Raw genomic sequence first — 24,323 nt, 5'->3', positions numbered from 1 at the left:
TGCTTCGCAGGTGATTGCGTTAATTAATTTGATTAAACCGATTAAATAGTTCATTACAAAACTAATACTTTATTGGTAACTTGACTGGCATTTTTCTCACATCTCACATCTCACATCTCACATCTCACATCTCACATCTCACATCTCACATCTCACATCTCACATCTCACATCTCACATCTCACATCTAAAGATAATATTTCTTCCCATCAGATTTAATCTTACCGGCATCTAATAATTCCCGAATGGCATCAATTCTTTCGGCTTCGGCACCGTTTTTAATATTGGTAACCAAATCATCAAGACTTAGTGCTTGTTGTTGCAGCAAAGAAACAATCTCAAATTCAAGCGCTTCGCCTATCTGGCTCTGGTTTTCGGCTCTTTTTTCGGCAAGGCAAACATCGCAAACACCACATTTCGTAGCATGGTGTTCGTCGAAATAATTGAGCAATTGAACACTTCTGCACAAGTTAGACGAAGCATAACCTATCACAGCATTAATCTGTTTATGCAGGATTTCCTTCCTCAGCTCCAGGTATTTCACATCCAAATCAAAATGGTCCATATCTACCCTTGGCCTAATGTATTGCAATTGCGGTTGGTCAGTCTGCTGGATATACGTAAGTAATTCAATGGCTTGTAATTTGTTAAGCAGAGCGATAATCTCTTTATACGATAATCCGGTTTTTTTGGCTAAATCGGCTTCATTAATTTTAACAAAACCGTCAAAAGCGCCACCGTGTGAACGTAGAATGGTTTTTATAATGCCATCATAAGCCTTATTCTCAATCTGAAAACGGTAAATGTCTTCATGACTGGCAATAAACATCATCCTCGATGGAAGAAAAACACTTTCAGATAGGGTGAGATAACCATCATGTTCTAAAAACTTCAGCGCTGAAATTGTTTTTAAAACACTAATATTAAATCGTTTGCAGAAATCAGCGATATCAAAAGTAAAAGTTAAACCTTCACCTGCGCCAAATGCCAATTGAAAATAATTGCCGAGGTAATGATAGGTTTTTCTGATTTCATCCGGACTAGGAAAACTATCGAGGTATCTCGATTCCAGTCCCAAAACATCAGATTGATTGGCTAAAAGAACGGCATAACTTCGTTTTTCATCACGCCCTGCCCTGCCTGCTTCCTGGTAATAGGCCTCTAAACTTTCGGGTAAATCTAAATGCACCACAAAACGAACATCTGCTTTATCTATGCCCATCCCGAAAGCATTCGTAGCCACCATGATGCGGGTTTTGTTGTTCTTCCACTCTTCCTGTTTCAGGAAGCGTGTATCACGTTCCAATCCGGCATGATAAAAATCGGCTTTGATCTGGTTTCTATTGATAAAATTAGATACTTCGGCAGTTTCCCTGCGGTTACGCACATACACCAGACCAGTACCCTTAACATTATTACAAATATCAATCAGCTTTTTATACTTATCTTCATTGCCGAACACCACATAACTTAAATTGTCTCTAGCAAAACTTTTAACAAAAACCTTGGGGTCCTTCATTTCCAGTTTTTCTACAATATCTTTCCGCACAAACGCAGTAGCGGTTGCAGTAAGTGCCAAAACCGGAACATTGGGCAAGATTTCGCGGAGCTTCGAAAGCTGTTGATAAGGCGGACGGAAATCGTATCCCCATTGCGAAATACAATGCGCTTCATCTACCGCAATCAGGTTTACATTCATATAGGAAATACGAACCCGCACTAAATCAGACAATAAACGCTCGGGAGATAAATAAAGAAACTTAATTTTTCCGTAAATACAGTTATCGAGTAGGATATCTATTTCACGTTTTCCCATCCCGGCATAAATGGCAATGGCTTCAATTCCTTTTGATTTCAGGTGTTCTACCTGATCTTTCATCAGGGCAATTAACGGCGAAACAACGATACAAATCCCCTCTTTAACCAATGCGGGAACCTGAAAGCAGATCGATTTACCTCCACCTGTTGGTAATAAGGCTAAACTGTCGTTTCCTTCTAAAACCGAGGAAATAATATCTTCCTGTAATGGCCTAAAAGCTTGATGTCCCCAATATTTTTGTAAAATCTCTATTGCTGTCATAAATCGGCGGTATCAAAACTATACATTTAATCCAAAATCGCCATTTATTATTACCAGAAATTGAAAAAATCATCTATAAAAGATTATTAACTTTGCTCAATAAGACAGGTACATGTTAGAAACGCAGTTTACAGATATGATTAGTTTGATTAAAAATGCCCGAACGGCTACTTTAAAAACTGTAAATGCTGCACTAAAAGTTCCGAATGGGGTAATTCGAATTCCTTAATTTTCCAGAACCTTATGAATACAAAATACAGGCCTACTTTAATAGCCGAATATAAAACTCGGCTAACAGATAAAAAATTACGCTAAAGAAAAATACACGATTGTTTAAATAATTATCCCATATATCATAACCATCCCCAAATAATATTATAACCATCCCAAAATAATGAAACACCTCTATTTTCTATCCGCTCTTTCCTTATTATTCTTCAGTTCAAATGCCCAGGAAAAAAAATGGGACATTGAAAAATACCAGGGCACAACAAAAAACTTCACCTTAAATACCGACGAAGGCACCTGGATGAATCTTGATGTTAGTGCTGACGGGCAGGAAATTGCTTTTGATTTACTGGGCGATATCTACGTGATGCCAATAACTGGTGGGGTTGCAAAACTCATTAGTGGCGGCACTGCATGGGATGTTCAGCCCCGTTTTAGCCCCAACGGAAAATACATTTCGTATACCAGTGATAAAAGCGGTGGCGATAACATCTGGATCATGAACCGTGATGGTTCGGGTAAAAAACAGGTTACCAAAGAAAATTTCAGGTTATTGAATAATGCCACCTGGATGCCAAATAGCGAATATGTAATTGCGAGAAAACACTTTACTGCAGGTCGTTCTTTAGGCGCCGGCGAAATGTGGATGTACAGCATAAACGGTGGCGATGGTGTGCAGTTAACCAAACGCAAAAACGATCAGCAAGACGCGGGCGAGCCCAACGTTTCGCCAGATGGCAGGTATGTTTACTTTAGTGAAGATGTAAGTCCTGGTCCTAATTTTGAATACAGCAAAGATCCCAACGGAACCATTTATGCCATCCGCCAGCTTGACTTAACAACGGGAAAATTAAGCACTTTGATTAATGAGCAAGGTGGCGCTTGCCGTCCGCAGGTTTCTCCGGATGGAAATTTAATCGCTTTTGTAAAGCGTGTGAGGTTAAAATCTACCTTATATGTACAGAACCTGAAGACTGGTGAAGAATGGCCGGTAAATGAAGATTTATCTCATGATCAGCAGGAAACCTGGGCAATTTTCGGTGTTTATCCAAATTTTGCCTGGACTCCAGATAGCAAAAGCATTGTTTTCTATGCAAAAGGAAAAATCAGAAAAACAGAAATCGGAACCTTAATCAACAGCACTATTCCTTTTCAAGCGAACACCATTCAAACCGTACAAAAAGCCTTACATTTTGAGCAACAGGTTTTCAGCAATGAGTTTTCGGCCAAAATGTTAAGACAATTAACCACTTCACCTGATGGAAAAATAATTGTTTTTAATGCCGCAGGATACTTATACAAACAAGAATTACCTACAGGAACGCCAGAAAGATTAACCAATGGTTTGGATTTCGAGTTTGAACCTGCTTTTAGTCCGGACGGAAAATACGTTGTTTATACCACCTGGAGCGATGAATTGCGGGGGGCAATAAAACGTACGGATGTAAAATCGGGAAAAACCATTATGCTAACTGATGAAAAAGGTTTTTATTATTCTCCTCAATATTCAACCAAAGGCGACAAAATCGTTTTTAGAAAAGGAAGTGGCAACGATGTTTTAGGTTATAACTATGGTCGAGGTACAGGTATTTTTATGATGCCAGCCAATGGTGGTGCTAAAACTTTGATTTTGGATAACGGAATCCGTCCGCAGTTTAACAATACCGATACCCGCATTTATTTCCAGAGTTTTGCTGATGGTAAAAAAGCATTAAAAAGTATCGATTTAAACGGAGCAAACGAAAGAACACACTTTACTTCTCAATATGCCAATCAGTTCGTTATTAGTCCTGATAATAAATGGGTGGCATTTAACGAATTGTTTAACGTATACATCACGCCGATGATCAATATTGGTGCTGCACAAGATGCATCAGCGGGCAATAAAGCTATTCCGGTTACAAAAGTGACTACCGATGGTGGAACGTATATTCAATGGAGCGCCGATAGTAAAAGCCTGCATTGGACCCTCGGCCCGAAATATTTCACGGTTGATGTAAATAATGCTTTCAACTTTGATGGAACAACACCTAAAACTGAGGCATCTTCGATCGACATCAATCTGGTATTAAAGTCTGACCTCCCTACCGGAATAGTGGCACTCAAAGGCGCTAGGATTATTTCGATGAAAGGTGATGAAGTAATTGAAAATGGAACCATTGTTACCGATGGAAATAAAATTACAGCAATAGGAAAAGCAGATGCGGTAACCATTCCGGCTAATGCCAAAGTAATTGATGTAAATGGCAAAACCATTATGCCGGGTATTATTGATGTTCACGCTCACTTACGTACCAGTCCGGATGGCATAACACCACAAAGTGACTGGAGTTACATGGCTAATTTGGCTTTTGGTGTAACCACTTCACACGATCCATCGAGCAATACCGAAATGGTTTTTAGCCAGAGCGAAATGCTTAAGGCCGGCAGAATGGTTGGTCCGCGTGTGTATTCAACCGGCGGTATTTTATATGGTGCAGATGGCGATTTTAAAGTTGTAATTAATAGCCTGGACGATGCGCTGGCCAATCTGCGCAGATTAAAAGCAGTTGGGGCTTTTTCAGTAAAATCGTATAATCAACCACGCAGAGAGCAGCGCCAGCAGATTTTAGAAGCAGCCCGTCAGTTAAATATGGAAGTTGTACCTGAGGGTGGCTCTACCTTTTTCACCAACATGAATATGGTTGCCGATGGGCATACGGGAATTGAACACAGTATTCCTGTTTTACCGGTTTATAAAGATGTGACCACACTCTGGAACAATACTGAAGTAGGCTATACCCCTACTTTAATTGTAGCCTATGGTGGTCAGTGGGGTGAAAATTACTGGTACGACAGAACCAATGTTTGGGAAAACGAAAAACTCATGACCTATACGCCACGCTCTATTATTGATGCAAGAGCCAGACGCAGAACAACTTCTGAGTACAGCGATTATAACCATATCGACATTGCCAAAGCCACTAAACAGATTGCTGATGGCGGTACAAAAGTTAATCTTGGTGCACACGGGCAGATCCAGGGTTTAGGTGCACACTGGGAATTATGGATGTTTGTTCAGGGTGGTTTTACGCCCATGCAAGCCATTAGAGCGGCAACTTTAAATGGCGCCAGCTACTTGGGGATGAACAAGGAAATTGGCTCGCTGGAAGTAGGTAAACTGGCTGATATGGTAATTATGGATGCCAATCCTTTAGATGATATCCGCAATTCGGAAAAAATCAAATATGTGATGATCAACGGGCGGCTGTATGATAGCGCAACCTTAAATGAAGTAGGAACCAGAGAAAAACTAAGGGGTAAATTATGGTTCGAAAATACCAGAGGAAACGGTTATATTGTTCCTGCTACTGATTCAGAAACCTGGACTTTTACTGTTCCACATTGTGATTAAACTATTATAGGGTCAGTGTTAAACAATTTTTGACCATATTAAGATGTATGAGGAAAATATAAGCTTAAATGTTTTTACATTCCTCATGTGGTCAAAAACAAGAATAGATACAATATTGAACTTGGCAGATAATTTAACGCTATGAAATACTGTTTTACTTTAGTACTGTTTATTTTGTTTTTCAGTATATCAAAGGCTCAATACCTTTATCATCAATTAGAAGAAAAACATCCTATTTCCAACATCAGAACAGACATCGATCAATTATACGCCGATTTAAAAAAGCATCACCTTAAACTTTATCAATATATCAAAAAAGGTGAATTGGATTTTAAGATCGATAGCCTTAAATCATCAATAAATAAACCTTTAACATCGGCGGACTTATATCTTCAGTTATTACCAATTTTAAGTAAGGTTGGGGATGGGCATTTAAAAATCAACTTTTATGAACTGACAAAAATAACTGAAAGCGATTACTCTAAATATGCTAGGCCCTACTCCTCGCCATTCGAACAATTGAGCTTGAAATTTATAGCAGATAAGAGCTTTCTGATAGAAAATAGGAGCTTAAACACAAATCTAGGCGCTGGATCAGAAATCGTTAGCATCAATAATATTAAAGCAGTAGATATTATTAAAACGGCTTTACAAAATTCTTTTTCAGATGGTTATAACAACACATTCAAATATTACTTTTTGAATTATGGAAATCTGGACAACGTTTGGCGCATTTTTAAAAACAAGGACAGCCTGAAAATAGTGTTTCAAAATGGCGATCATATCGACAGTGCCTATCTAATTGGTAAACCATATGATATTAAAAACGCACTACAATCTAGTAAACAGCAAACAAACAATAAATCTCAATTTTTGAGCTATAAAAAACTGGATACTCATACGGCATATTTAAAAGTGAATACTTTTACAGCTAAGATGGAGCAGCATGATGTTGACCTATTTAATAATACACTACCTAAAACTCAAAATTTAATCCTTGACTTAAGGAACAATACAGGAGGGGATATTTTTTTAATGTGCCATTTCTTAAAATTCTTCATTAATAAATCCATTAAGCCTATTGAATTTCCACAGGAATTGATTAAAGGGATGTTATTACCTACATTGGATAGCAATAGAAAAAAGCAAATCAATTATGTTAAGGAATTTAATCAAAATGCTTACGGAAACCTGATTCCTTTTAACAATGCTTATAAAAACAAGCTGTATATTTTAATAAACGGTGGAACATTTTCAGCAGCTAGTATATTTGCCAACACGCTGGCATTATCGCAAAGAGGGATTTTAATTGGCGAAGAAACCGGAGGTGGGAGAAATAACATAAATGCAGGAACTTATTTTAACGGCAAACTAAAAAATACAGGAATTACTTACAGTATTGGTCTTGTACCTTTTAATTTACCACAGCCATCTACCACAATTGGTCGTGGGGTAATGCCCGATGTAAAAATTAATTATACTTTAGTTGATTATCTGGCAAAAAGAGATCTCGAAATGGATTGGGTGTTAAAGGATATTGAAAAGAATAAATAGTCTTAAAGCGCAGAACATGAAACCGAATAAGCTTTACACTACCGCCTCAGTTGTATTCCTGGTCCTTAGCACACTGGTTTTTTCGTACAGCGGATATTACATTCTGGGCATCCAGACAGTAAACCTATTTTTGGCGCTGATTGCAATGGCTTACATCACTTCTTTTATAGCGGTGATGAAAGATAGGAAATCTGTTATTTCCTGGTTGCTGTTGATCTTAAATTCAATTGTATTAATCTGCATCATTTATTTTCTGACGCATTTTAAAATGAAGATGTAGTAAAAATAAATTAAGCGCTATGGCAGGAACGAGCGTAAGTGTAAATCAATTTTGAAGGACCCTGAAATAAATTTACTTCGTAGCTTTCCGTTTCACTACAGGTCAGGGTGACGATTGAGATTATAAAACCAATAAGCCGAATTCCCTGAGCGTATTGATGGGTTTAGAATACCAGAAAAGTTCAAAATTTTCCATTTCATTTTCAAAATCGGCTTTAACCTCCTGAAAAGTGAATACCTTTTCGTTCGAGATGGAGATTTTATTTAAAATAGCGCTTAACCACTCCCCTTCTTTTTTATTGGTTTGAACCGTAAACGATTCTTTTTTATCATGAAAAGTGAGTGCGGCCATTTCCCAGCTATTGCCTTTTTTCGACTTGGTAAAATAATCGGCAGAAGGTTTTCCACCTATCCAAACAACTTTTGCAGTAGGTTTGGTATTGAACTGATCGGCATCATTTAAAGCCTTTTCAATAAAATCGGCAGGAATTTTCGTCCGAGGAATTTTAAAATCAAACCAATCCTGCAGTTCGTAATCAAAACAGATACCATGCATAAAATTGAAGAGTGACTTTTTCAATCCAAAGCTGAATTTATTATGATCAATACCTGTTTTATCGGTATAGTTGATGTCGTTATTGGCAAAAGTTCCGATCACTTCGGTATCCTTTACGACACCAAATTTTTCCGGATACATGCCTACCGGACTATGTGCTGTCATGGCGAATTGATGCCAAAAGCCTGATTGTAATATCCCAACTTCAAACAACTGACGTACCATCTCTAAACTATCAATTGTTTCTTGTACGGTTTGGGTTGGGTAGCCATACATTAAATAAGCATGCACCATAATTCCAGCTTCGGTAAAATTACGGGTAACCTTAGCCACCTGTTCTACCGTTACGCCCTTATCAATCAGTTTCAACAAACGATCTGAGGCCACTTCCAATCCACCTGAAACCGCAATACAGCCCGATGCTTTTAATAACAGACACAAATCTTGCGTAAAGCTTTTTTCAAAACGGATGTTGGTCCACCAGGTAACCGCTAATTTTCTTCTGATGATTTCCAGGGCAACCTCACGCATCAATGCAGGTGGTGCCGCTTCATCAACAAAGTGAAAACCATTTTGCCCGGTCTTTTCATACAGATCTTCAATCCGGTCTACAATCAATTTAGCTGCAACCGGTTCATAAACCTTAATATAATCTAATGAAATATCGCAGAAGGTACATTTCCCCCAGTAACAGCCATGTGCCATGGTGAGTTTATTCCATCGTCCATCGCTCCACATGCGGTGCATCGGATTTACGATTTCAATTACCGAAATGTATTTATCCAATAATAGACCGGTGTAATCAGGTGTACCCACATCAGCCTGCTTGTAATCATTTCTAAAAGCATCGTTACGGTAAACGACCTGACCATTTTCGAGTAAAAAAGTTCTTTTATAAAAATGGGCTTCAGCAGGAACGGGATGTATAATATTATGGTATAAAAGTTCAATTGGCAATTCGCCGTCATCTAAAGTGATGTAATCGAAAAATTCAAAAACCCTTGCATCCGATAAAGACCTTAACTCGGTGTTGGGGAAACCACCACCCATAGAAATTTTAATTTCCGGATGATTGGCCTTTACCCATTGCGCACAGCGGAAAGCACTGTATAAATTACCTGGAAACGGAACAGAAATCAAAAACAGTTTAGGCTGAACGGTTTCAATTTTATCTTTTAAAACCGAAATCAGGATCTGATCGATATAGGTAGGTTCTTTGAGTAAAGCATCATACAATTCATCAAAAGAATTTGCACTTCTGCCCAAACGCTCTGCATAACGGCTGAAACCAAAGTTTTCATCAATACACTCTACTATGTAATCAGATATATCTTCGAGATAAAGGGTAGCCAGGTGTTTCGCTTTATCCTGCGTACCCATCGCACCAAAAGCCCAGTCTAACTCCTCTAATTGCGAAAAACGCGAAGCTTGCGGGAGAAAATCGTCGCTACAAATCTGCAAAGCCAAAGTTGGATTCTTACCCTGTAGAAAGGCAATTACCGCATCAATTGTTTTTAAATATTCATCCTGTAAAGCAAAAATACGTTTAGCATTGTCGCTTTTAGTTTTTTGATCGCCGGCACTTCGACCAGGCTCCGTGTGACAAAACAGATCTTGAAGTCCTTTTTTTGAGAATAGCGCTAAAATGACCTCAATACCTAAATCGGCCTGTGTGGCACTGATATTTTTAGTGTTCAGAAAACCTTTTATATACGCCGTTGCTGGATATGGAGTATTCAGTTGGGTAAAGGGCGGCGTAATGGCAAAGATTTCGGTTTTCAAAAGGAATTGTTTTTTCTGCAAAAGTAAGGGAATTTTTAATAGAGTCGTCACCCTGAATTCATTTCAGGGTATATTCTGCAGAAAAGATGCTGAAATAAATTCAGCATGACGAATTTACCTAGATATGCAACTATCTTAAACTAAAACACCAATCCAAACGTTTTAACCCTACATCAACACGTTTTCTACCCGAATGAAAGTTTTCTGTTTTTACATCCTGATGCTCTGTGCGCAAATCAGCTTTGCGCAAAAAACATTTGTATTTCCTAAAATTAAAGCACAAGGCGCTTCTGTTGAACAGTTTACTCCTGCCAACTGGACTGTTATCGATCAGGTTTATGGCGATTTAAACAACGATGCCTCAGACGATTTAGCGGTAGTTTTTGAGTGTAATAAAACAATAGATGAAACACGTGTTTATGGAGATAACCATACCGACATTATAAAAGAAACCCAAAAACCGAGGATACTGGCTATCTTTTTTAAAGATAAGTCAACCGGGGCTTTTAGCTTATCTACACAAAACAACGATTTCATTCTACGCTCAGAAGAAGGTGGAAAGTTGGGCGATCCGCTACAGCAGATTGCCATTAAAGACCAGCAACTCTATTTGCGCTTCCAGGGCGGTTCTGAATGGCGCTGGGAACTGGGTTATACCTTTAAATTCGAAAATAAAGACTGGTTTTTAACCAGCGCAATCAATTTGTATTTTAACCAGAACAGCGGTGATATGACCGAAAGGGTTTACGATTTTAAAACACGTGAGTTATTTACCACCGTAGGCAATCTGCACCGACGGGATATTTCGAACCGGAGAACCAGTGAAGTTTTGTATTTTTCGCAGCTCAGAACCTTCAAAACCTTTAAAAAACCATGGGCATGGGAAGTAATGCCGAATGTTTATTTGTAAGTAACTACGTTAGCGCCGGCTTTTAGATTGGATTTTAACAATAATAAGGTTTGGGGTACCAATTCCTTTAGGGTTAGATATGTATTGTCTAATGCATTTAAAACAATGATAGGTAAGGTATACTTTGCAAAATTCTGTTGATATTGCAGATTTTTATCAAATGTGATCAATACCTGAAAGTCATCAGCAATCATTAACTTCAGCAACTCACCATTCTTAACTCCATTCCATCCCTTGTCTCTAACAGTATAAATTTCATGTTCGATAAAATGTTCTTTTAATCTTTTAGGAAGATTTTCATCAAGAAGCAATTTCATACATTTTGTCTATATGACCTGAGGTTATTAATTTGTTCGCAACTTCCAACACACGAATTACCTGTTTCTTAGATACACTTGGAAAATCCTCTAAGAATTCATCGATAGTGATTCCTTTCTCTACATGGAAAAATAAGGTTTCAACGGGAACTCTTGTGCCTGCAAAAACAGGTAGCCCCCCTAACACCTCTGCGTTAGTTGATATAATATCTTTTAATGATTCCATAACATATCAAATTTACTAAATTTTATGATAAGTTTTAAACCTAACGGACAGGTTTTATGCCCTTAGCCTTTCGCCAAAGAACCACAGTTTCGGGTTAAACAAACCTGATAGAACGAAAAGCCCGGAGCGAAGCATGAGTGAGGACTTGAAGGGATAGCAGGGCTGCAATATCCGAAGTATTACAGCCGCTCATTTTCAAAATATTATTGATCACCTTTAATTAATATTTACAAACTAAATATTTTGTGCGATTACAAAACCACTGGCCCAGGCCCACTGAAAATTATAACCGCCCAACCAACCGGTAACATCTAAACATTCGCCGCCAAAAAACAGGTTTGGAATCTTCTTGCACTCCAGGGTTTTAGAAGATATCTCATTGGTATCAATTCCGCCACGCATTACTTCAGCCTTATCGTAACCTTTATCACCAGCAGGTTTAACTTTAAATTGGTGAATCGTCTGTTCAATTAAATCGATCTCAGCCTTTGTTAATGCAGCCACAGGCTTGCTTAAAGGCAAAAATTTACCTAATGCATCGGTAAACTTTTTGGTATAAATCCTGTTCAACAATGTCGACAGTAGTGTTTTACCATTATTTTTTCTTTCCTCATCCAATAAGGTAAGCACATTTTGGTGTGGCAGCAGATTTAAATTAATCGTCTCGCCTCTCCTCCAAAAAGAAGAAATCTGCAAAATAGCCGGACCACTTAATCCCCAATGCGTAAAGAGGATATTTTCTTCGAACGAAATCTCATCATTGCTTACTTCGCAAAAAACAGAATTACCCGAAAGTTGTGCGAACCACTCTTCGTCTTTTCCGGTAATGGTTAATGGAACCAAAGCGGGAGCCGTTTCAATGATTTTTAAGTCGTGTTTTCTGGCAAAGCGTAAGGCAAAGTCGGTCGCACCCATTTTTGGAATGGGTAAACCACCAGTGGTAATCACCAGTTTTTCTGCAGTTAGAACGATTGTTTTTCCATTTTTCTCATAACTTACTTTAAACCCTTCCGGCAATATTTCGATACCCTTTACATCGGCATTACACCTGATTTCCTGTCCGAAATCTCCGCAAATGGAGGTAAAAACCTCAACAACATCTTTCGCATTTTTATCATCAGGAAATAATTGGCCTAAAGTTTTTTCTTTACCTGTTATGCCATAGGTTTCAAAAAAGCTTATGGTATCATCAACCGTCCACTGCGTAAAGGCAGATTTAATAAAATGTGGATTTGCCGATATAAACTGCTCAGCTGATGCAAATTGGTTGGTATAATTGCAGCGGCCTCCACCTGAAATTAAAATTTTGGCACCAGGTTTTTCATTTTTTTCGAGCACAATTACTTTCTTACCCAGATAGCCTGCCTGCACCGCACACATCAATCCGCAAGCACCTGCACCAATAATTATTGCATCAGCATTCATCAATAAAATTTATTATGGTTACTTTTGCACAAAAGTAGCATTATTTTCAAGCGCATGGCAAAACAGATTAGCGAATTAAAATTAGGTATTTTAGGTGGTGGACAATTGGGCAGAATGCTCATTCAACAAGCAATCAATTACAATGTAACTACATTAGTTTTAGACCCAGATCCTGATGCTCCCTGCAAACACATTTCCAATTACTTCGAAAATGGCTCGATTACCGATTTTGATACCGTTTACAACTTCGGAAAGAAAGCCGACATCATTACGATTGAAATTGAAAAAGTAAATATCGATGCGCTTGAACAACTCGAAAAAGAAGGTAAAAAAGTATTCCCGCAATCGAGGGTAATCCGTTTAATCCAGGATAAAGGCGTACAGAAGCAGTTTTTCAAAGAAAACGATATCCCAACCTCTCCTTTCCAGATTGTAAATACCAAGGAAGATATGGAGAACAGTCCTTTCCCTTTTCCATATATTTTGAAACTGCGGAAAGATGGTTACGATGGCAAGGGGGTAATGAAAATCAACAGTGCCGCAGATTTGGACAAAGCTTTTGATGCACCTTGTATTATTGAAAAACTGGTCGATTTTGAAAAAGAAGTTGCGGTAATTGTTGCCCGTAACGCCAATGGTGATGTAAAAACTTTCCCAATGGTAGAAATGGAATTCAATCCGGAAGCCAATTTGGTGGAGTTTCTGATTTCGCCATCTACTTTTGCCGAAAGCTTACAGCAAAAAGCCGAAAACATTGCCAAAAATATTGCTTCGGCGATGAACATTACCGGAATTTTAGCGGTAGAAATGTTTGTATGTAAAGATGGCGAATTATTGGTTAACGAGGTTGCTCCCCGCCCGCACAATAGCGGTCATCAAACCATAGAAGGCAATTATGTTTCTCAGTTCGAACAACATTTACGATCTATTTATAACTTACCACTGGGCGACACCAGCAGCATTACCAATGCCATTATGATCAATCTTCTTGGTGAAAAAGGTTTTGAAGGTGTAGCTAAATATGAAAATCTGGAGAAAACATTAGGCATTGATGGCGTTTATGTTCATTTATACGGCAAAAAATACACTAAACCTTTCCGCAAGATGGGACACGTCACCATAGTAGATATTGACAGGGACAAAGCCATTGAAAAAGCACGGTTTGTACAAAAAACATTAAAAGTAATTGCATAAGCCCCCTAGCCTCCTGAAGGGGAACTAATCGCGAGGTGGAAGTACTAAATTTAAAAGAAGTTAAAAAGAAATAAAATAAATATGAGTCAAGGAAATTCAAATTCAGCATTGGTAGGAATTATCATGGGAAGCAAATCAGATTTACCTGTTATGCAAGATGCTGCTGATGTATTAAAAGAATTTGGAATAAACTATGAAATTACGGTTGTTTCTGCCCACAGAACACCAGAACGTATGTTTAACTATGCTAAAGAAGCACAAGGCCGTGGCCTAAAGGTAATTATAGCCGGTGCCGGTGGTGCTGCTCACTTGCCGGGCATGGTCGCTTCTATCACCACATTACCGGTAATCGGTGTTCCGGTTAAATCATCAAATTCTATTGATGGCTGGGATAGTATTTTATCTATCTTACAAATGCCAAATGGTATTCCAGTGGCTACAGTAGCTTTAAACGCTGCTAAAAACGCGGGGCTATTAGCTACGCAGATTTTAGCTACTGCTGATGAATCTTTAACCGTTAAAATGCAGGCTTATAAAGATGAGTTAAGAAGAAAAGTTGAAGAAAGTGCAGATAGTCTGGAGTCCTAAACGGCAATAACTAAACTCAAGAGTTCGTCATTTCGAGCGGAGTGCAACGGAGTCGAGAAATCTAACTAGAGAGATATTCCAGATAGATCTCTCCGTTTAGTTGCACTTCAGTCGAGATGACGGCTTAATATAACTTACATCCCTTGCTTTTTATTCCATATCAATAATATCGCCTGGTTTGCAATCTAAAACTTTACAAATTGCTTCCAGCGTATCAAACCTCACACCTTTTGCCTTACCCGTTTTTAATATGGAGAGGTTTACAATCGTTAAACCTACCTTCTCCGAGAGCTCAGTTAACGACATTTTTCGTTTGGCCAGCATCACATCTAAATTTATAATTATTGGCATAATTTAGGTTTATACGAATGATTCGTTTTCTTGTTTGATATCAACGCCAACTTTGAAAGCAAGGCCAAAAGCCAATAATACCAGTCCAATAAGTGTTTCGGTGCCAAAAAAACCTACACCATTACTAATATCGTAACCCGAATCATTAAGTTTTAATCTGTTGATACAATTAATTAAAAGTTCTTGTGTAATCCATCGTAAAAAGGGTAATAACATCAATACAACGCCGCTGTATATTATAATTGAAACATTCTTTCTGGTAAAAACCTCATCTTTGGTAAGTGATTTAAAAAACCACTTAAGCAGCAGGATTAAAAAGCCTATACACAAGAAATAGCAGAGATAAACTAATTGAAAAATGATGGCCGAAAATGAAAATAAGTCGGAATAAGATTTAAAACGCAAAGATATTGATGACATTTTTGTTTCGCTTACAAGGAATCCCCTATTAAACCAATTATTTAAACTGTCGTCAACAGAGACTGTCCCCTTTTCAACCTTTTTTTCTGCCTTTACATTGAATACAGTGTACCATTTTATTCCTTTAGTAGCACTTGGCACTCCAGAATTGAATACAGAAACGATTAAAATAATGATATATAAAACCAAGGCAAAACTGGCAAAACCATTCAGCGCTTTAATGACCTTACTTTCTGAGAGTTTCATAGTTAATAAATTTAAATATGAAACAAACATATAACATAATTTAAAATAAAACAATAAATATTTATCGTTTTATTTTAAATAAATTCTGGCATTTATTTAATTATTAACTGAAAATTGCAAACTGAAAACTGACTAGTTCAAACTCGGGTCTGCAGGGAAATTACTGATGTGTGCATATTTCGGGCCTAAGTTTACCACTACATCGCGCCAAAGCTTTTCATCATCGTTACTAAAAATGAGATCAGGATTAAAGATATCGCTCACCATCCAGGCATTCTGCTCTAATTCGCGATCAAGCTGTCCATTATCCCAACCAGAATAACCCATAAAAAATTTCACTTCATCAGCGCTTATGGCATTGGTATTTAGGAGGATTTTAAGGGTTTCAAAATTCCCGCCCCAATACAATCCATTCCCGATGGGTTCGCCACTCTGCAATTTATCATAACTCCTATGGATAAAATGTAAAGTATCTGCAGCAACAGGTCCGCCAAAATAAATGTAATTTTTCGCATCCCACAAATCCTGGATCACATCGTTCAGCATCAGATTTCCTACCTGATTAAGGATATAACCCACAGTGCCATCATCGCCATGTTCGGTTAACAGTACCACAGATCTTTTAAAATTCGGATCGGCCATAAAAGGTTCTGAGATGAGCAAGCGGCCTGTTTTTGGTTTTATATTGTTCAGCATGATGATAATCATTTGTTACACCGTAAAAGATGCCTATTTTTGTTAAATGCAAGTTACAAATGAATTTCTACAAAACCTGCGCCAAGATTACAAAAGCGCTTCGCTAGACGAATCTGACGTTGATCAAGACCCAATTATCCAGTTTAAAAAGTGGTTTCAGCACGCAGTTGATGCCCAGTTATACGAACCCAATGTAATGACCTTAGCGACGGCCGATAAAGCTGGCCGGCCAGATGCCCGTATCGTTTTACTTAAAGGTGTTGATACGGATGGATTTAGGTTCTTTACCAATTACCTGAGTGCAAAAGGAAAAGAGCTGAAACGAAATCCATATGCGGCGTTGGTATTTTTCTGGCCTGAACTGGAAAGACAGGTTAGAATTGAAGGAACAGTAGAAAAACTAGACAAAGAAACTTCAGAGGAATATTTCAATACCAGACCGGTTGACAGTCAGATTGGCGCGGTAGCTTCTCCTCAAAGCCAGATTATTCCTAACAGGGCTTTTCTGGAAGAGAAAGTTGAAGAATTAAAAGCTAAAAGTGCCGATAAAGGTGTAGCTAAACCTGCACACTGGGGTGGTTATATCGTAAAACCGACCAGAATTGAGTTTTGGCAAGGAAGAAGCAACAGGTTGCACGACAGAATAAATTTCGAAAAGGTTAAAGGAATCTGGACCAAAACCAGGTTGGCACCATAAGGTTGTCTATAAAAAATAGAGATTGGCTATCCGGCAAAATCTCTATTTTAACTAATCTTTTACTTGTAAATTCGCCTTTTAGAATCCCTTAAAAAAATGAAACAAATCGCAGTTATAGGATCTGGCACAATGGGAAATGGCATCGCCCACACCTTTGCGCAATTTAATTATCAGGTCAACCTGATCGACATCAATCAGGATGCATTGGATAAGGCCATACAAACCATTACCAAAAATCTAGACAGACAGGTCGCCAAAGGAACATTAACAGCAGATCAGAAAGCGACCACGCTTAATAACATTACGACCTATACTTCAACAAAGGATGGCGTACAGCAGGCTGATTTAATTGTAGAAGCCGCTACAGAAAATGTAGACTTAAAACTGAAGATTTTCAGGGATTTAGATGAGTATGCTCCGGCACATGCTATTCTCGCTTCCAACACCTCCTCTATTTCCATTACCCAGATTGCAGCTGTAACCAACAGGGGCGATAAGGTAATCGGGATGCATTTCATGAACCCCGTTCCGATAATGAAACTGGTAGAAGTAATCAGGGGTTATGCCACCAGTGATGAAACAACCAATACCATTATGTCGCTATCTCAAAGTTTGGAAAAAGTTCCGGTTGAGGTAAATGATTATCCTGGTTTTGTGGCCAACCGCATTTTAATGCCCATGATTAACGAAGCCATTTATACTTTATATGAAGGCGTTGCGGGTGTTTACGAAATCGATACGGTGATGAAACTCGGAATGGCACACCCGATGGGTCCTTTACAATTAACTGATTTTATTGGTCTGGATGTTTGTTTGGCTATCTTAAAAGTATTAAACGATGGTTTTGGCAATCCTAAATACGCACCTTGTCCGTTATTGGTAAACATGGTTGCAGCAGGTAAAAAAGGTGTTAAAACCGGCGAAGGTTTTTATAAATACACTGCGGGATCAAAAGATCTTGTGGTTGCTGATAAATTTAAAAAATCCTAATTTTTTTAGCATTTAATTTTATATTTGCTGTATGAATGAGAATCTGGATCCTGAAGCAAGCAACCTAAGCCCTACCGATCGCGATATTGAAAGGGTTTTAAGGCCACAAGCTTTTGAAGATTTTACGGGACAGGAAAAAGTGATGGAAAACCTGAAGATTTTTGTTCAGGCAGCAAAACTCCGTGGTGAGGCTTTAGACCATGTTCTTTTGCACGGCCCTCCGGGATTAGGCAAAACCACCCTTTCTCATATCATTGCCAATGAAATGGCCACTGGTATCAAAGTAACTTCTGGTCCGGTTTTAGATAAACCCGGCGATTTAGCTGGTTTGTTAACTGGTCTGGATGAAGGTGATATCCTTTTTATTGATGAAATCCACCGTTTATCCCCCCTTGTGGAAGAGTACTTGTATTCTGCCATGGAGGATTTTAAAATCGATATTATGCTCGAGACCGGCCCGAATGCCCGTTCAGTACAGATATCGCTTAATCCTTTTACACTGGTTGGAGCCACGACCCGTTCCGGATTGTTAACTGCGCCTTTAAGAGCCCGTTTCGGAATTAACGCCCGTTTGGCTTATTATGATGCCAAATTGCTTACTACAATTGTGTTACGCTCATCCGACATCCTAAAAACACCAATCAGTGATGAAGGTGCTTACGAAATTGCCCGCCGTAGTCGCGGCACACCCCGTATTGCCAATGCACTTTTACGGAGAACCAGAGATTTTGCACAGATTAAAGGAAACGGAAATATCGATACGGAAATAGCCCGCTATGCCTTAAATGCACTTAATGTAGATGAGCATGGTTTAGATGAAATGGATAACAGGATTCTGGTGACCATTATCGATAAATTTAAGGGCGGCCCGGTCGGTTTAAAAACCATTGCCACTGCTGTTGGAGAAGATGAAGGCACCATTGAAGAAGTTTATGAACCTTTTTTAATCCAGGAAGGCTATATTATGCGTACTTCACGCGGCCGCGAGGTGACCGAAGCCGCTTACAAACATTTAAAAAAGAATTATCCCGGGCAAACGGGGAAGTTGTTTTAGTGTAAGATTGTTTCGTGCAACCTTACGTTTTTTCGTCATTGCGAGGCAGGGATTGAGCGAGCCGAAGCAATCTAATGACTTGTTATTATAGATTGCTTCACACAACCCACTGTCCTACTTCTTCAGTTCGCAATGACGATCTGCCGAAAAAATAAAATCCATCTGAACATTTAAGTCCTTTCTGTGTTCATTAATGTACAAATCAAACAGTATGAATATTGAATTACGTAAACTAACGCTCGAAGATTACGCCGATCTTAAAGAATCAATGCTACAGGCCTACGACAGTATGGGTGGTTCCATCTGGCCGAAATCAAGTATTGCAAAACTTTTAAATATTTTCCCCGAAGGACAGCTTTGTATCGCCGTTGATGATAAAGTGGTAGCCTGCTCACTCGCCATTATTGTAGAATACGATGAATACGGCGATCGGCACACCTATAAATTAATTACTGGTGATTATTCTTTTACTACACACGACCCTAATGGCGATACCCTGTACGGTATCGAAATTTTCGTTCACCCCGATTATCGCGGACTACGTTTAGGAAGAAGGTTATACGAGGCCAGGAAGGAACTTTGCGAAAGCCTTAACCTCAAAAGTATTATTGCCGGTGGTAGAATTCCTGGTTATCACCAATATGCAGAGCAACTGAGTCCGAGGCAATACATAGACAAGGTAAAAGCTAAAGAAATTTACGACCCCACACTTACTTTTCAGATTTCGAATGATTTTCACGTCAGAAAAGTATTAAAGAATTACTTACCAGGCGATAAAGAATCGAAAGAATATGCCACCTTAATCGAGTGGAATAACATTTATTACCAGGGTATTGATGCTTCAGCCCGTTCTGCGATGACCATCCGTTTAGGTTTAGTACAATGGGAAATGCGTTTATTCCCCAATATGGATGCGTTTTACGAGCAGGTAGAATTTTTTGTGGATGCTTTGAGTGGTTACAAATCAGATTTTGTGATGTTCCCTGAGCTATTCAATACCCCCCTGCTGCAACCATACAATCACTTGCCAGAAATTGAAGCCATGCGCAAGCTTGCTGAAAAAACAGAAGAGATTGTACAAAAAATGCATGAATATTCGCTGAGCTACAATACCAACATCATTACAGGCAGTATGCCACTCATTGAGGATGGTAAACTTTACAATGCCACTTACCTTTGTCACCGCACGGGTAAAATAGATGAGTATAGAAAAATCCACATCACACCAAACGAGCAAAAATATTATGGCATGATTGGTGGCGATAAGGTGCAGGTTTTTGATACCGATTGTGGTAAAGTCGGCATTTTGATTTGTTATGATGTAGAGTTCCCTGAATTGAGCCGCATTTATGCCGATCAGGGGATGCAGATTTTATTTGTGCCATTCCTAACCGATACCCAAAATGGTTATACACGCGTTCGTCATTGCGCGCAGGCACGGGCGATAGAAAACGAATGTTATGTAGCCATTGCAGGTTGTGTGGGCAATTTACCTAAGGTAAATAATATGGACATCCAGTTTGCCCAATCAGCAGTTTTTACGCCATCCGATTTCGCATTTCCAACCAATGCCATCAAAGCAGAAGCCACACCAAATACCGAAATGGTGTTGGTAGTCGATGTTGACTTGCATTTGCTAGACGAGCTGCACCATTATGGAACGGTAAAGGTGTTAAAAGACAGACGGAAAGATCTTTATCAGGTTAAATTGTTAAAATAAATACCCATAAAAAATGCCGGTCAAATTAATGTACCGGCATTTTCATTTTTAATCTAAAGCTAATTATTTTCTCATCACAAACCATATAATCAGACCAATAATTACAGCCAGCGGTAACACCCATTTTAAGGCTTGTCCACCTCCGTTTTCGTCTTTTTCAGTAACGGCTGGTTTTGCTGGTCCCGGATCTTCTTTGTGACTTTCGTAATCTTTTTCAATCGGTTTCGGAGCTGCTCCTGATTCCGTATGTTGTGGATCTATATTTTCCATGGCTAATACTCTAAAAGCTCTCCCGCTGGTTATTACTCCAATCGGGATGAACCATAATCAATTAATTTAGTTTCTGTATGGAGAACAAGTGATTAATGAAAATGTTTTAAATCTTAAGCCTTATCTTTGCAGATCGGTGTACAACAATCATGCAAAATATAGCCAGCTGATCAAAGATGAAGCCTTGCGCCTGGGCTTTATGGCCTGTGGCATTTCCAAAGCTGAATTTCTGGAAGAAGAAGCACCCAGATTGGAAAACTGGCTGAACCAGAACCGTCATGGAGAAATGAAATACATGGAAAATTATTTCGATAAACGCCTCGATCCCAGATTACTGGTTGATGGTGCCAAATCGGTAATTTCCTTGTCGCTAAACTATTATACCGAAGAAAAACAGTCAGACCCCAATGCGCCGAAAATTTCTAAATATGCTTACGGACAGGATTACCATACTGTAATAAAAGATAAACTAAAAGAACTCACTCATTTTATAGAAGAAAATATTGGAGAAGTTTCCGGAAGGGCGTTTGTAGACTCTGCTCCGGTTTTAGACCGTGCCTGGGCCAAAAAATCGGGCATTGGATGGATCGGTAAAAATTCTAATCTAATCAGCAAAACCGATGGTTCTTTTTTCTTCCTTGCCGAACTGATTGTTGATCTGGAATTGGATTACGATCATCCATATCAGGCCGACTACTGTGGAACTTGCACCCGCTGTTTGGATGCCTGCCCCACTGATGCCATTATTGCGCCACAGGTGGTAGATGGAACGAAATGTATATCCTACCTCACCATTGAGCTCAAAAATGAGATCCCCAATGAGTTTAAAGATAAAATGAGCAATTGGATGTTTGGCTGCGATATCTGTCAGGATGTTTGCCCCTGGAACCGCTTCTCTAAAGCACACCATGAAGAAGCTTTTAAACCTGCGGACGGATTACTGGATTTGAATGCAAAAGACCTGACCGAAATTACAGATGATGTTTTTAAAAGGGTTTTTAAGGGATCGGCGGTTAAACGTACCAAATTTACCGGACTAAAAAGAAATATCGATTTTCTTAAACCTGAATAATTACAAATCTTTATTATATTTGATATGATGACTGATATTCAATTATATACAAAGCTTGCTGACTTACCTACCGAATTAAAAAAAAGGGTATCAGATTATATTGATACTCTAATGATTAAAGAGAAGTCGGATGATAAATCTCAAAAGAGAACTGCTGGGTTAGAAAAAGGTTTAATCAGTATGAAGGATAATTTTAACGATCCGATTGAAGGTTGAAAGGGTCGTCATGCTGAATTTATTTCAGCATCTATCATTAAGAATTAAGTTAAATAGATCCTGAAACAAGTTCAGGATGACGATAGCCAGAAATATATCTTATAACTAAATCATTAAGGAAGTCAAATTTGACTTAGCAAATCGTCCAAAAACTTAACTCCCTTAATATCCATCTAATTCACTGAAAAGCTATTATCACTTTTAACCTTATCTGGTGTATGTGGATTTCCCATCACTACTTTAGTTAACTTTTTAGTGGTTGTGATATTGATTTTAACCTGTTTGTCGCCTTTTTCCCAAATGCCGATTGTACTGTGATTCTTTTCAACAGAACCATCTTCATAAGTTAAGGTTAAATCTACTGGCATAGCTTTAACACTTTTATTCTCCACAACAATGGTGTATCCGCCTGAAGTTTTATCCACTGCCCTTATAGCCATATCGGTAACACCATCATCAAAAAACCAGGCCTTCCAAAACCAGTTTAAATTTTTACCACTACCTTCATTCATGCTATTAAAAAAATCGTAGGGCATTGGGTGTTTGCCATTCCAGTTTTGGATGTAGGTGTGTAAAGCTTTGGTAAACAATGCATCGCCCAGGTAATCTTTTACATACAAATAAGCTAAACCAGGTTTAGGATAAGAGTTGGTAAATGATCCGGATCCTTTTAAATCAGGCGTTAAGGTCATAATTGGGGTATCGTCTTTCCCGCCCGAAGAGGAAGCAGTAGGCTGAACGCCGTATTCATCAACAATCGTAGAATCAATCATCGGAGAAATCAACCACTCGCCTATGGTGGCCCAGCCTTCATCCATCCAGCCATACTTGGTTTCGTTGATGCCCATATAAAACGGAAACATGGTGTGAAAAATTTCATGGTCAGTCAAGGTAATAGCATCTGTACGATTGTCAACCGGATTATCATTTACCATCATTGGATATTCCATCTGATCTAAACCATCAAATATGGTTTCATGGTTATAAGGAAAAGGCCATTTCGGGAAAGTATAACTCATTGATTCTACCGTTTTACGGGCAAAATCGATCACTTCGTAATAATCTTTGTGCTTCGGGTTAAAAACAGCATCAACACGTGTTCTTCTTTTCGTTTTGGGATCAACCACTAAACTGCTCGATTTCCATAAGTAATGATCACTCAAAGCAAATGCAAAATCGGTCACGTTTTTAGCTTCGAACTTAAAAGTGTTATAAGCATTAGGTTGTGTTACTTTTTTACCGGCTAAATCTTTATCCGTAATTACATCAATTACAGCATCGTTTTTTTCTGCAGATAACATTCTCGAAACAATATCTTTCTGGAAAACCTCCGAAGGATTTTTCAAATCGCCGGTTGCCCAAACACCATACCCTCCCGGCACCGTAATCGAAGCATTAAACTGGTCAAAGTCGTTATAAAACTCTTCAGCTCCGGTATATGGGAATTTATTCCAGCCATCTACATCATCATAAACCGCAATGCGCGGAAAAAAGTAAGCCACAAAATGTGAGCCCTCATCTACCTGACCTGTACGCATATGCGAGCCTTTATTTAAAGTGTAGCTATAATCAATACTAAAACTAATGGTTTTGCCAGGCAACACAGATGGGACATTAACAGTCATGTTGGTTCCATCTATTTTAAAATCAGTGATTGATTTTCCGTTCGCTGCCAGTTTTTCTATCGCAACTCCATCACCAAGATCAGATTCTGCCAGTTTTGATTTTCTTGGCGTTCCCTTTTTGTACAGATTTGGATAAAGCTTAAACCAGATTTCCTTCAGTGTATCAGGACTGTTATTGGTATAAGTTACCTGAACCTTACCTTTTAAAAACCTGCTGACAGGATTAAAATCTACGTTCAAATCGTATTTTGAAGTATTTTGCCAATAGTTTTTACCAGGCTTACCGTTCGTATTTCTGGTTTCCTTTTGATAGGCTTTCTGAAATACAGGTTCTATAGGCAAGGATATCTGTGCGCTGGCATAAAATGCCGTACACCATAAAAGGCAAAATATTTTTATAGATTTCATATGCATAATTTTTAACCACAGATGGA

Annotated in this window: 22 protein-coding genes; 12 read left to right on the top strand and 10 right to left on the bottom strand. The window is 38.7% G+C overall.

The features are described from left to right. Nucleotides 1-186 precede the first annotated feature (186 nt). A complete protein-coding gene (locus AC04QZ_RS02070) occupies nucleotides 187-2,079 on the bottom strand; it encodes a RecQ family ATP-dependent DNA helicase (protein WP_478356371.1) in 1,893 nt (630 codons plus the stop codon). Nucleotides 2,080-2,473: 394 nt separating this feature from the next. Here AC04QZ_RS02070 and AC04QZ_RS02065 point away from each other — a divergent pair, with 394 nt between their 5' ends. The 3 genes from AC04QZ_RS02065 (at nucleotide 2,474) to AC04QZ_RS02055 (ending at nucleotide 7,535) form a co-directional block, all read left to right on the top strand. After that, entirely contained in the window at nucleotides 2,474-5,701 is a 3,228-nt protein-coding gene (locus AC04QZ_RS02065; protein ID WP_478356370.1) for an amidohydrolase family protein, read from the top strand. Nucleotides 5,702-5,842: 141 nt separating this feature from the next. After that, nucleotides 5,843-7,255: a S41 family peptidase gene (locus AC04QZ_RS02060; protein WP_478356369.1), complete on the top strand. Its 1,413-nt coding sequence runs from the start codon at nucleotides 5,843-5,845 to the stop codon at nucleotides 7,253-7,255. A gap of 16 nt (nucleotides 7,256-7,271) precedes the next feature. Next, entirely contained in the window at nucleotides 7,272-7,535 is a 264-nt protein-coding gene (locus tag AC04QZ_RS02055) for a hypothetical protein (protein WP_086545991.1), read from the top strand. 120 nt (nucleotides 7,536-7,655) lie between these two features. Here the strand turns inward: AC04QZ_RS02055 and AC04QZ_RS02050 are convergent, their stop codons facing one another. Then, nucleotides 7,656-9,872 (bottom strand): B12-binding domain-containing radical SAM protein, encoded by a 2,217-nt coding sequence (locus AC04QZ_RS02050; protein WP_478356368.1) that lies wholly within the window; start codon nucleotides 9,870-9,872, stop codon nucleotides 7,656-7,658. A gap of 193 nt (nucleotides 9,873-10,065) precedes the next feature. On the opposite strand from AC04QZ_RS02050, the gene AC04QZ_RS02045 reads away from it, so the two are divergent. Then, complete coding sequence (locus AC04QZ_RS02045; RefSeq protein ID WP_478356367.1) at nucleotides 10,066-10,782, top strand: hypothetical protein; 717 nt, start codon at nucleotides 10,066-10,068, stop codon at nucleotides 10,780-10,782. Here AC04QZ_RS02045 and AC04QZ_RS02040 read toward each other — a convergent pair. From AC04QZ_RS02040 to AC04QZ_RS02030, 3 genes are all read right to left on the bottom strand, one after another. Then, on the bottom strand, nucleotides 10,773-11,099 hold the full coding sequence (locus AC04QZ_RS02040) for a DUF5615 family PIN-like protein (protein WP_478356366.1): 327 nt from the start codon (nucleotides 11,097-11,099) through the stop codon (nucleotides 10,773-10,775). The genes AC04QZ_RS02045 and AC04QZ_RS02040 overlap by 10 nt on opposite strands. Beyond that, the gene (locus AC04QZ_RS02035; RefSeq protein ID WP_086545987.1) at nucleotides 11,083-11,325 is read right to left on the bottom strand and encodes a DUF433 domain-containing protein; all 243 of its coding nucleotides are present in this window, start codon (nucleotides 11,323-11,325) and stop codon (nucleotides 11,083-11,085) included. The genes AC04QZ_RS02040 and AC04QZ_RS02035 overlap by 17 nt, the downstream gene beginning before the upstream one ends. Nucleotides 11,326-11,559: 234 nt before the next feature. Next, complete coding sequence (locus tag AC04QZ_RS02030; RefSeq protein ID WP_478356365.1) at nucleotides 11,560-12,750, bottom strand: BaiN/RdsA family NAD(P)/FAD-dependent oxidoreductase; 1,191 nt, start codon at nucleotides 12,748-12,750, stop codon at nucleotides 11,560-11,562. Nucleotides 12,751-12,804: 54 nt separating this feature from the next. Here AC04QZ_RS02030 and AC04QZ_RS02025 point away from each other — a divergent pair, with 54 nt between their 5' ends. After that, the gene (locus AC04QZ_RS02025) at nucleotides 12,805-13,944 is read left to right on the top strand and encodes a 5-(carboxyamino)imidazole ribonucleotide synthase (protein ID WP_478356364.1); all 1,140 of its coding nucleotides are present in this window, start codon (nucleotides 12,805-12,807) and stop codon (nucleotides 13,942-13,944) included. Nucleotides 13,945-14,025: 81 nt separating this feature from the next. Then, nucleotides 14,026-14,532, top strand: a complete 507-nt coding sequence (purE, locus tag AC04QZ_RS02020; protein WP_108198968.1) for a 5-(carboxyamino)imidazole ribonucleotide mutase — start codon at nucleotides 14,026-14,028, stop codon at nucleotides 14,530-14,532. 150 nt (nucleotides 14,533-14,682) lie between these two features. Here purE and AC04QZ_RS02015 read toward each other — a convergent pair whose 3' ends face one another. The 3 genes from AC04QZ_RS02015 to AC04QZ_RS02005 all read right to left on the bottom strand — a co-directional run bounded on the left by AC04QZ_RS02015 (nucleotide 14,683) and on the right by AC04QZ_RS02005 (nucleotide 16,245). Continuing rightward, entirely contained in the window at nucleotides 14,683-14,883 is a 201-nt protein-coding gene (locus tag AC04QZ_RS02015; RefSeq protein ID WP_086545983.1) for a helix-turn-helix domain-containing protein, read from the bottom strand. A 9-nt stretch (nucleotides 14,884-14,892) separates the two neighbouring features. Then, nucleotides 14,893-15,549 carry a DUF2975 domain-containing protein gene (locus AC04QZ_RS02010; RefSeq protein ID WP_478356363.1) on the bottom strand — a complete coding sequence of 219 codons (657 nt, stop codon included), beginning with the start codon at nucleotides 15,547-15,549 and terminating at the stop codon, nucleotides 14,893-14,895. A 132-nt stretch (nucleotides 15,550-15,681) separates the two neighbouring features. After that, nucleotides 15,682-16,245 (bottom strand): YqgE/AlgH family protein, encoded by a 564-nt coding sequence (locus AC04QZ_RS02005; protein ID WP_086549301.1) that lies wholly within the window; start codon nucleotides 16,243-16,245, stop codon nucleotides 15,682-15,684. A 46-nt stretch (nucleotides 16,246-16,291) separates the two neighbouring features. Between AC04QZ_RS02005 and pdxH the strand changes: the two genes are divergently transcribed. The 4 genes from pdxH (at nucleotide 16,292) to AC04QZ_RS01985 (ending at nucleotide 20,706) form a co-directional block, all read left to right on the top strand. Next, a complete protein-coding gene (gene pdxH, locus AC04QZ_RS02000) occupies nucleotides 16,292-16,942 on the top strand; it encodes a pyridoxamine 5'-phosphate oxidase (protein WP_478356362.1) in 651 nt (216 codons plus the stop codon). A gap of 96 nt (nucleotides 16,943-17,038) precedes the next feature. Further along, nucleotides 17,039-17,932: a 3-hydroxyacyl-CoA dehydrogenase family protein gene (locus tag AC04QZ_RS01995; protein WP_478356361.1), complete on the top strand. Its 894-nt coding sequence runs from the start codon at nucleotides 17,039-17,041 to the stop codon at nucleotides 17,930-17,932. 31 nt (nucleotides 17,933-17,963) lie between these two features. Beyond that, nucleotides 17,964-18,986: a Holliday junction branch migration DNA helicase RuvB gene (gene ruvB / locus AC04QZ_RS01990; RefSeq protein ID WP_029277907.1), complete on the top strand. Its 1,023-nt coding sequence runs from the start codon at nucleotides 17,964-17,966 to the stop codon at nucleotides 18,984-18,986. 211 nt (nucleotides 18,987-19,197) lie between these two features. After that, the gene (locus tag AC04QZ_RS01985; protein ID WP_086549300.1) at nucleotides 19,198-20,706 is read left to right on the top strand and encodes a bifunctional GNAT family N-acetyltransferase/carbon-nitrogen hydrolase family protein; all 1,509 of its coding nucleotides are present in this window, start codon (nucleotides 19,198-19,200) and stop codon (nucleotides 20,704-20,706) included. A 63-nt stretch (nucleotides 20,707-20,769) separates the two neighbouring features. On the opposite strand, the gene AC04QZ_RS01980 is transcribed toward AC04QZ_RS01985, so the two are convergent. Next, nucleotides 20,770-20,976, bottom strand: a complete 207-nt coding sequence (locus AC04QZ_RS01980) for a hypothetical protein (RefSeq protein ID WP_086545979.1) — start codon at nucleotides 20,974-20,976, stop codon at nucleotides 20,770-20,772. Between the two features lie 136 nt (nucleotides 20,977-21,112). Here AC04QZ_RS01980 and queG point away from each other — a divergent pair, with 136 nt between their 5' ends. Beyond that, on the top strand, nucleotides 21,113-22,048 hold the full coding sequence (queG, locus tag AC04QZ_RS01975) for a tRNA epoxyqueuosine(34) reductase QueG (protein WP_478356360.1): 936 nt from the start codon (nucleotides 21,113-21,115) through the stop codon (nucleotides 22,046-22,048). Nucleotides 22,049-22,072: 24 nt separating this feature from the next. Further along, nucleotides 22,073-22,264, top strand: coding sequence for a type II toxin-antitoxin system VapB family antitoxin (gene vapB, locus AC04QZ_RS01970; protein WP_478356359.1), 192 nt, complete (start codon nucleotides 22,073-22,075; stop codon nucleotides 22,262-22,264). Nucleotides 22,265-22,437: 173 nt separating this feature from the next. Here the strand turns inward: vapB and AC04QZ_RS01965 are convergent, their stop codons facing one another. Continuing rightward, on the bottom strand, nucleotides 22,438-24,297 hold the full coding sequence (locus tag AC04QZ_RS01965; RefSeq protein ID WP_478356358.1) for a M1 family metallopeptidase: 1,860 nt from the start codon (nucleotides 24,295-24,297) through the stop codon (nucleotides 22,438-22,440). Nucleotides 24,298-24,323: the final 26 nt, after the last annotated feature.

The sequence above is a fragment of the Pedobacter folensis genome (assembly GCF_056490665.1).
The sequence above is the reverse complement of the archived record's forward strand: the minus strand, read 5'-3'. Positions and strand labels throughout refer to the sequence as shown.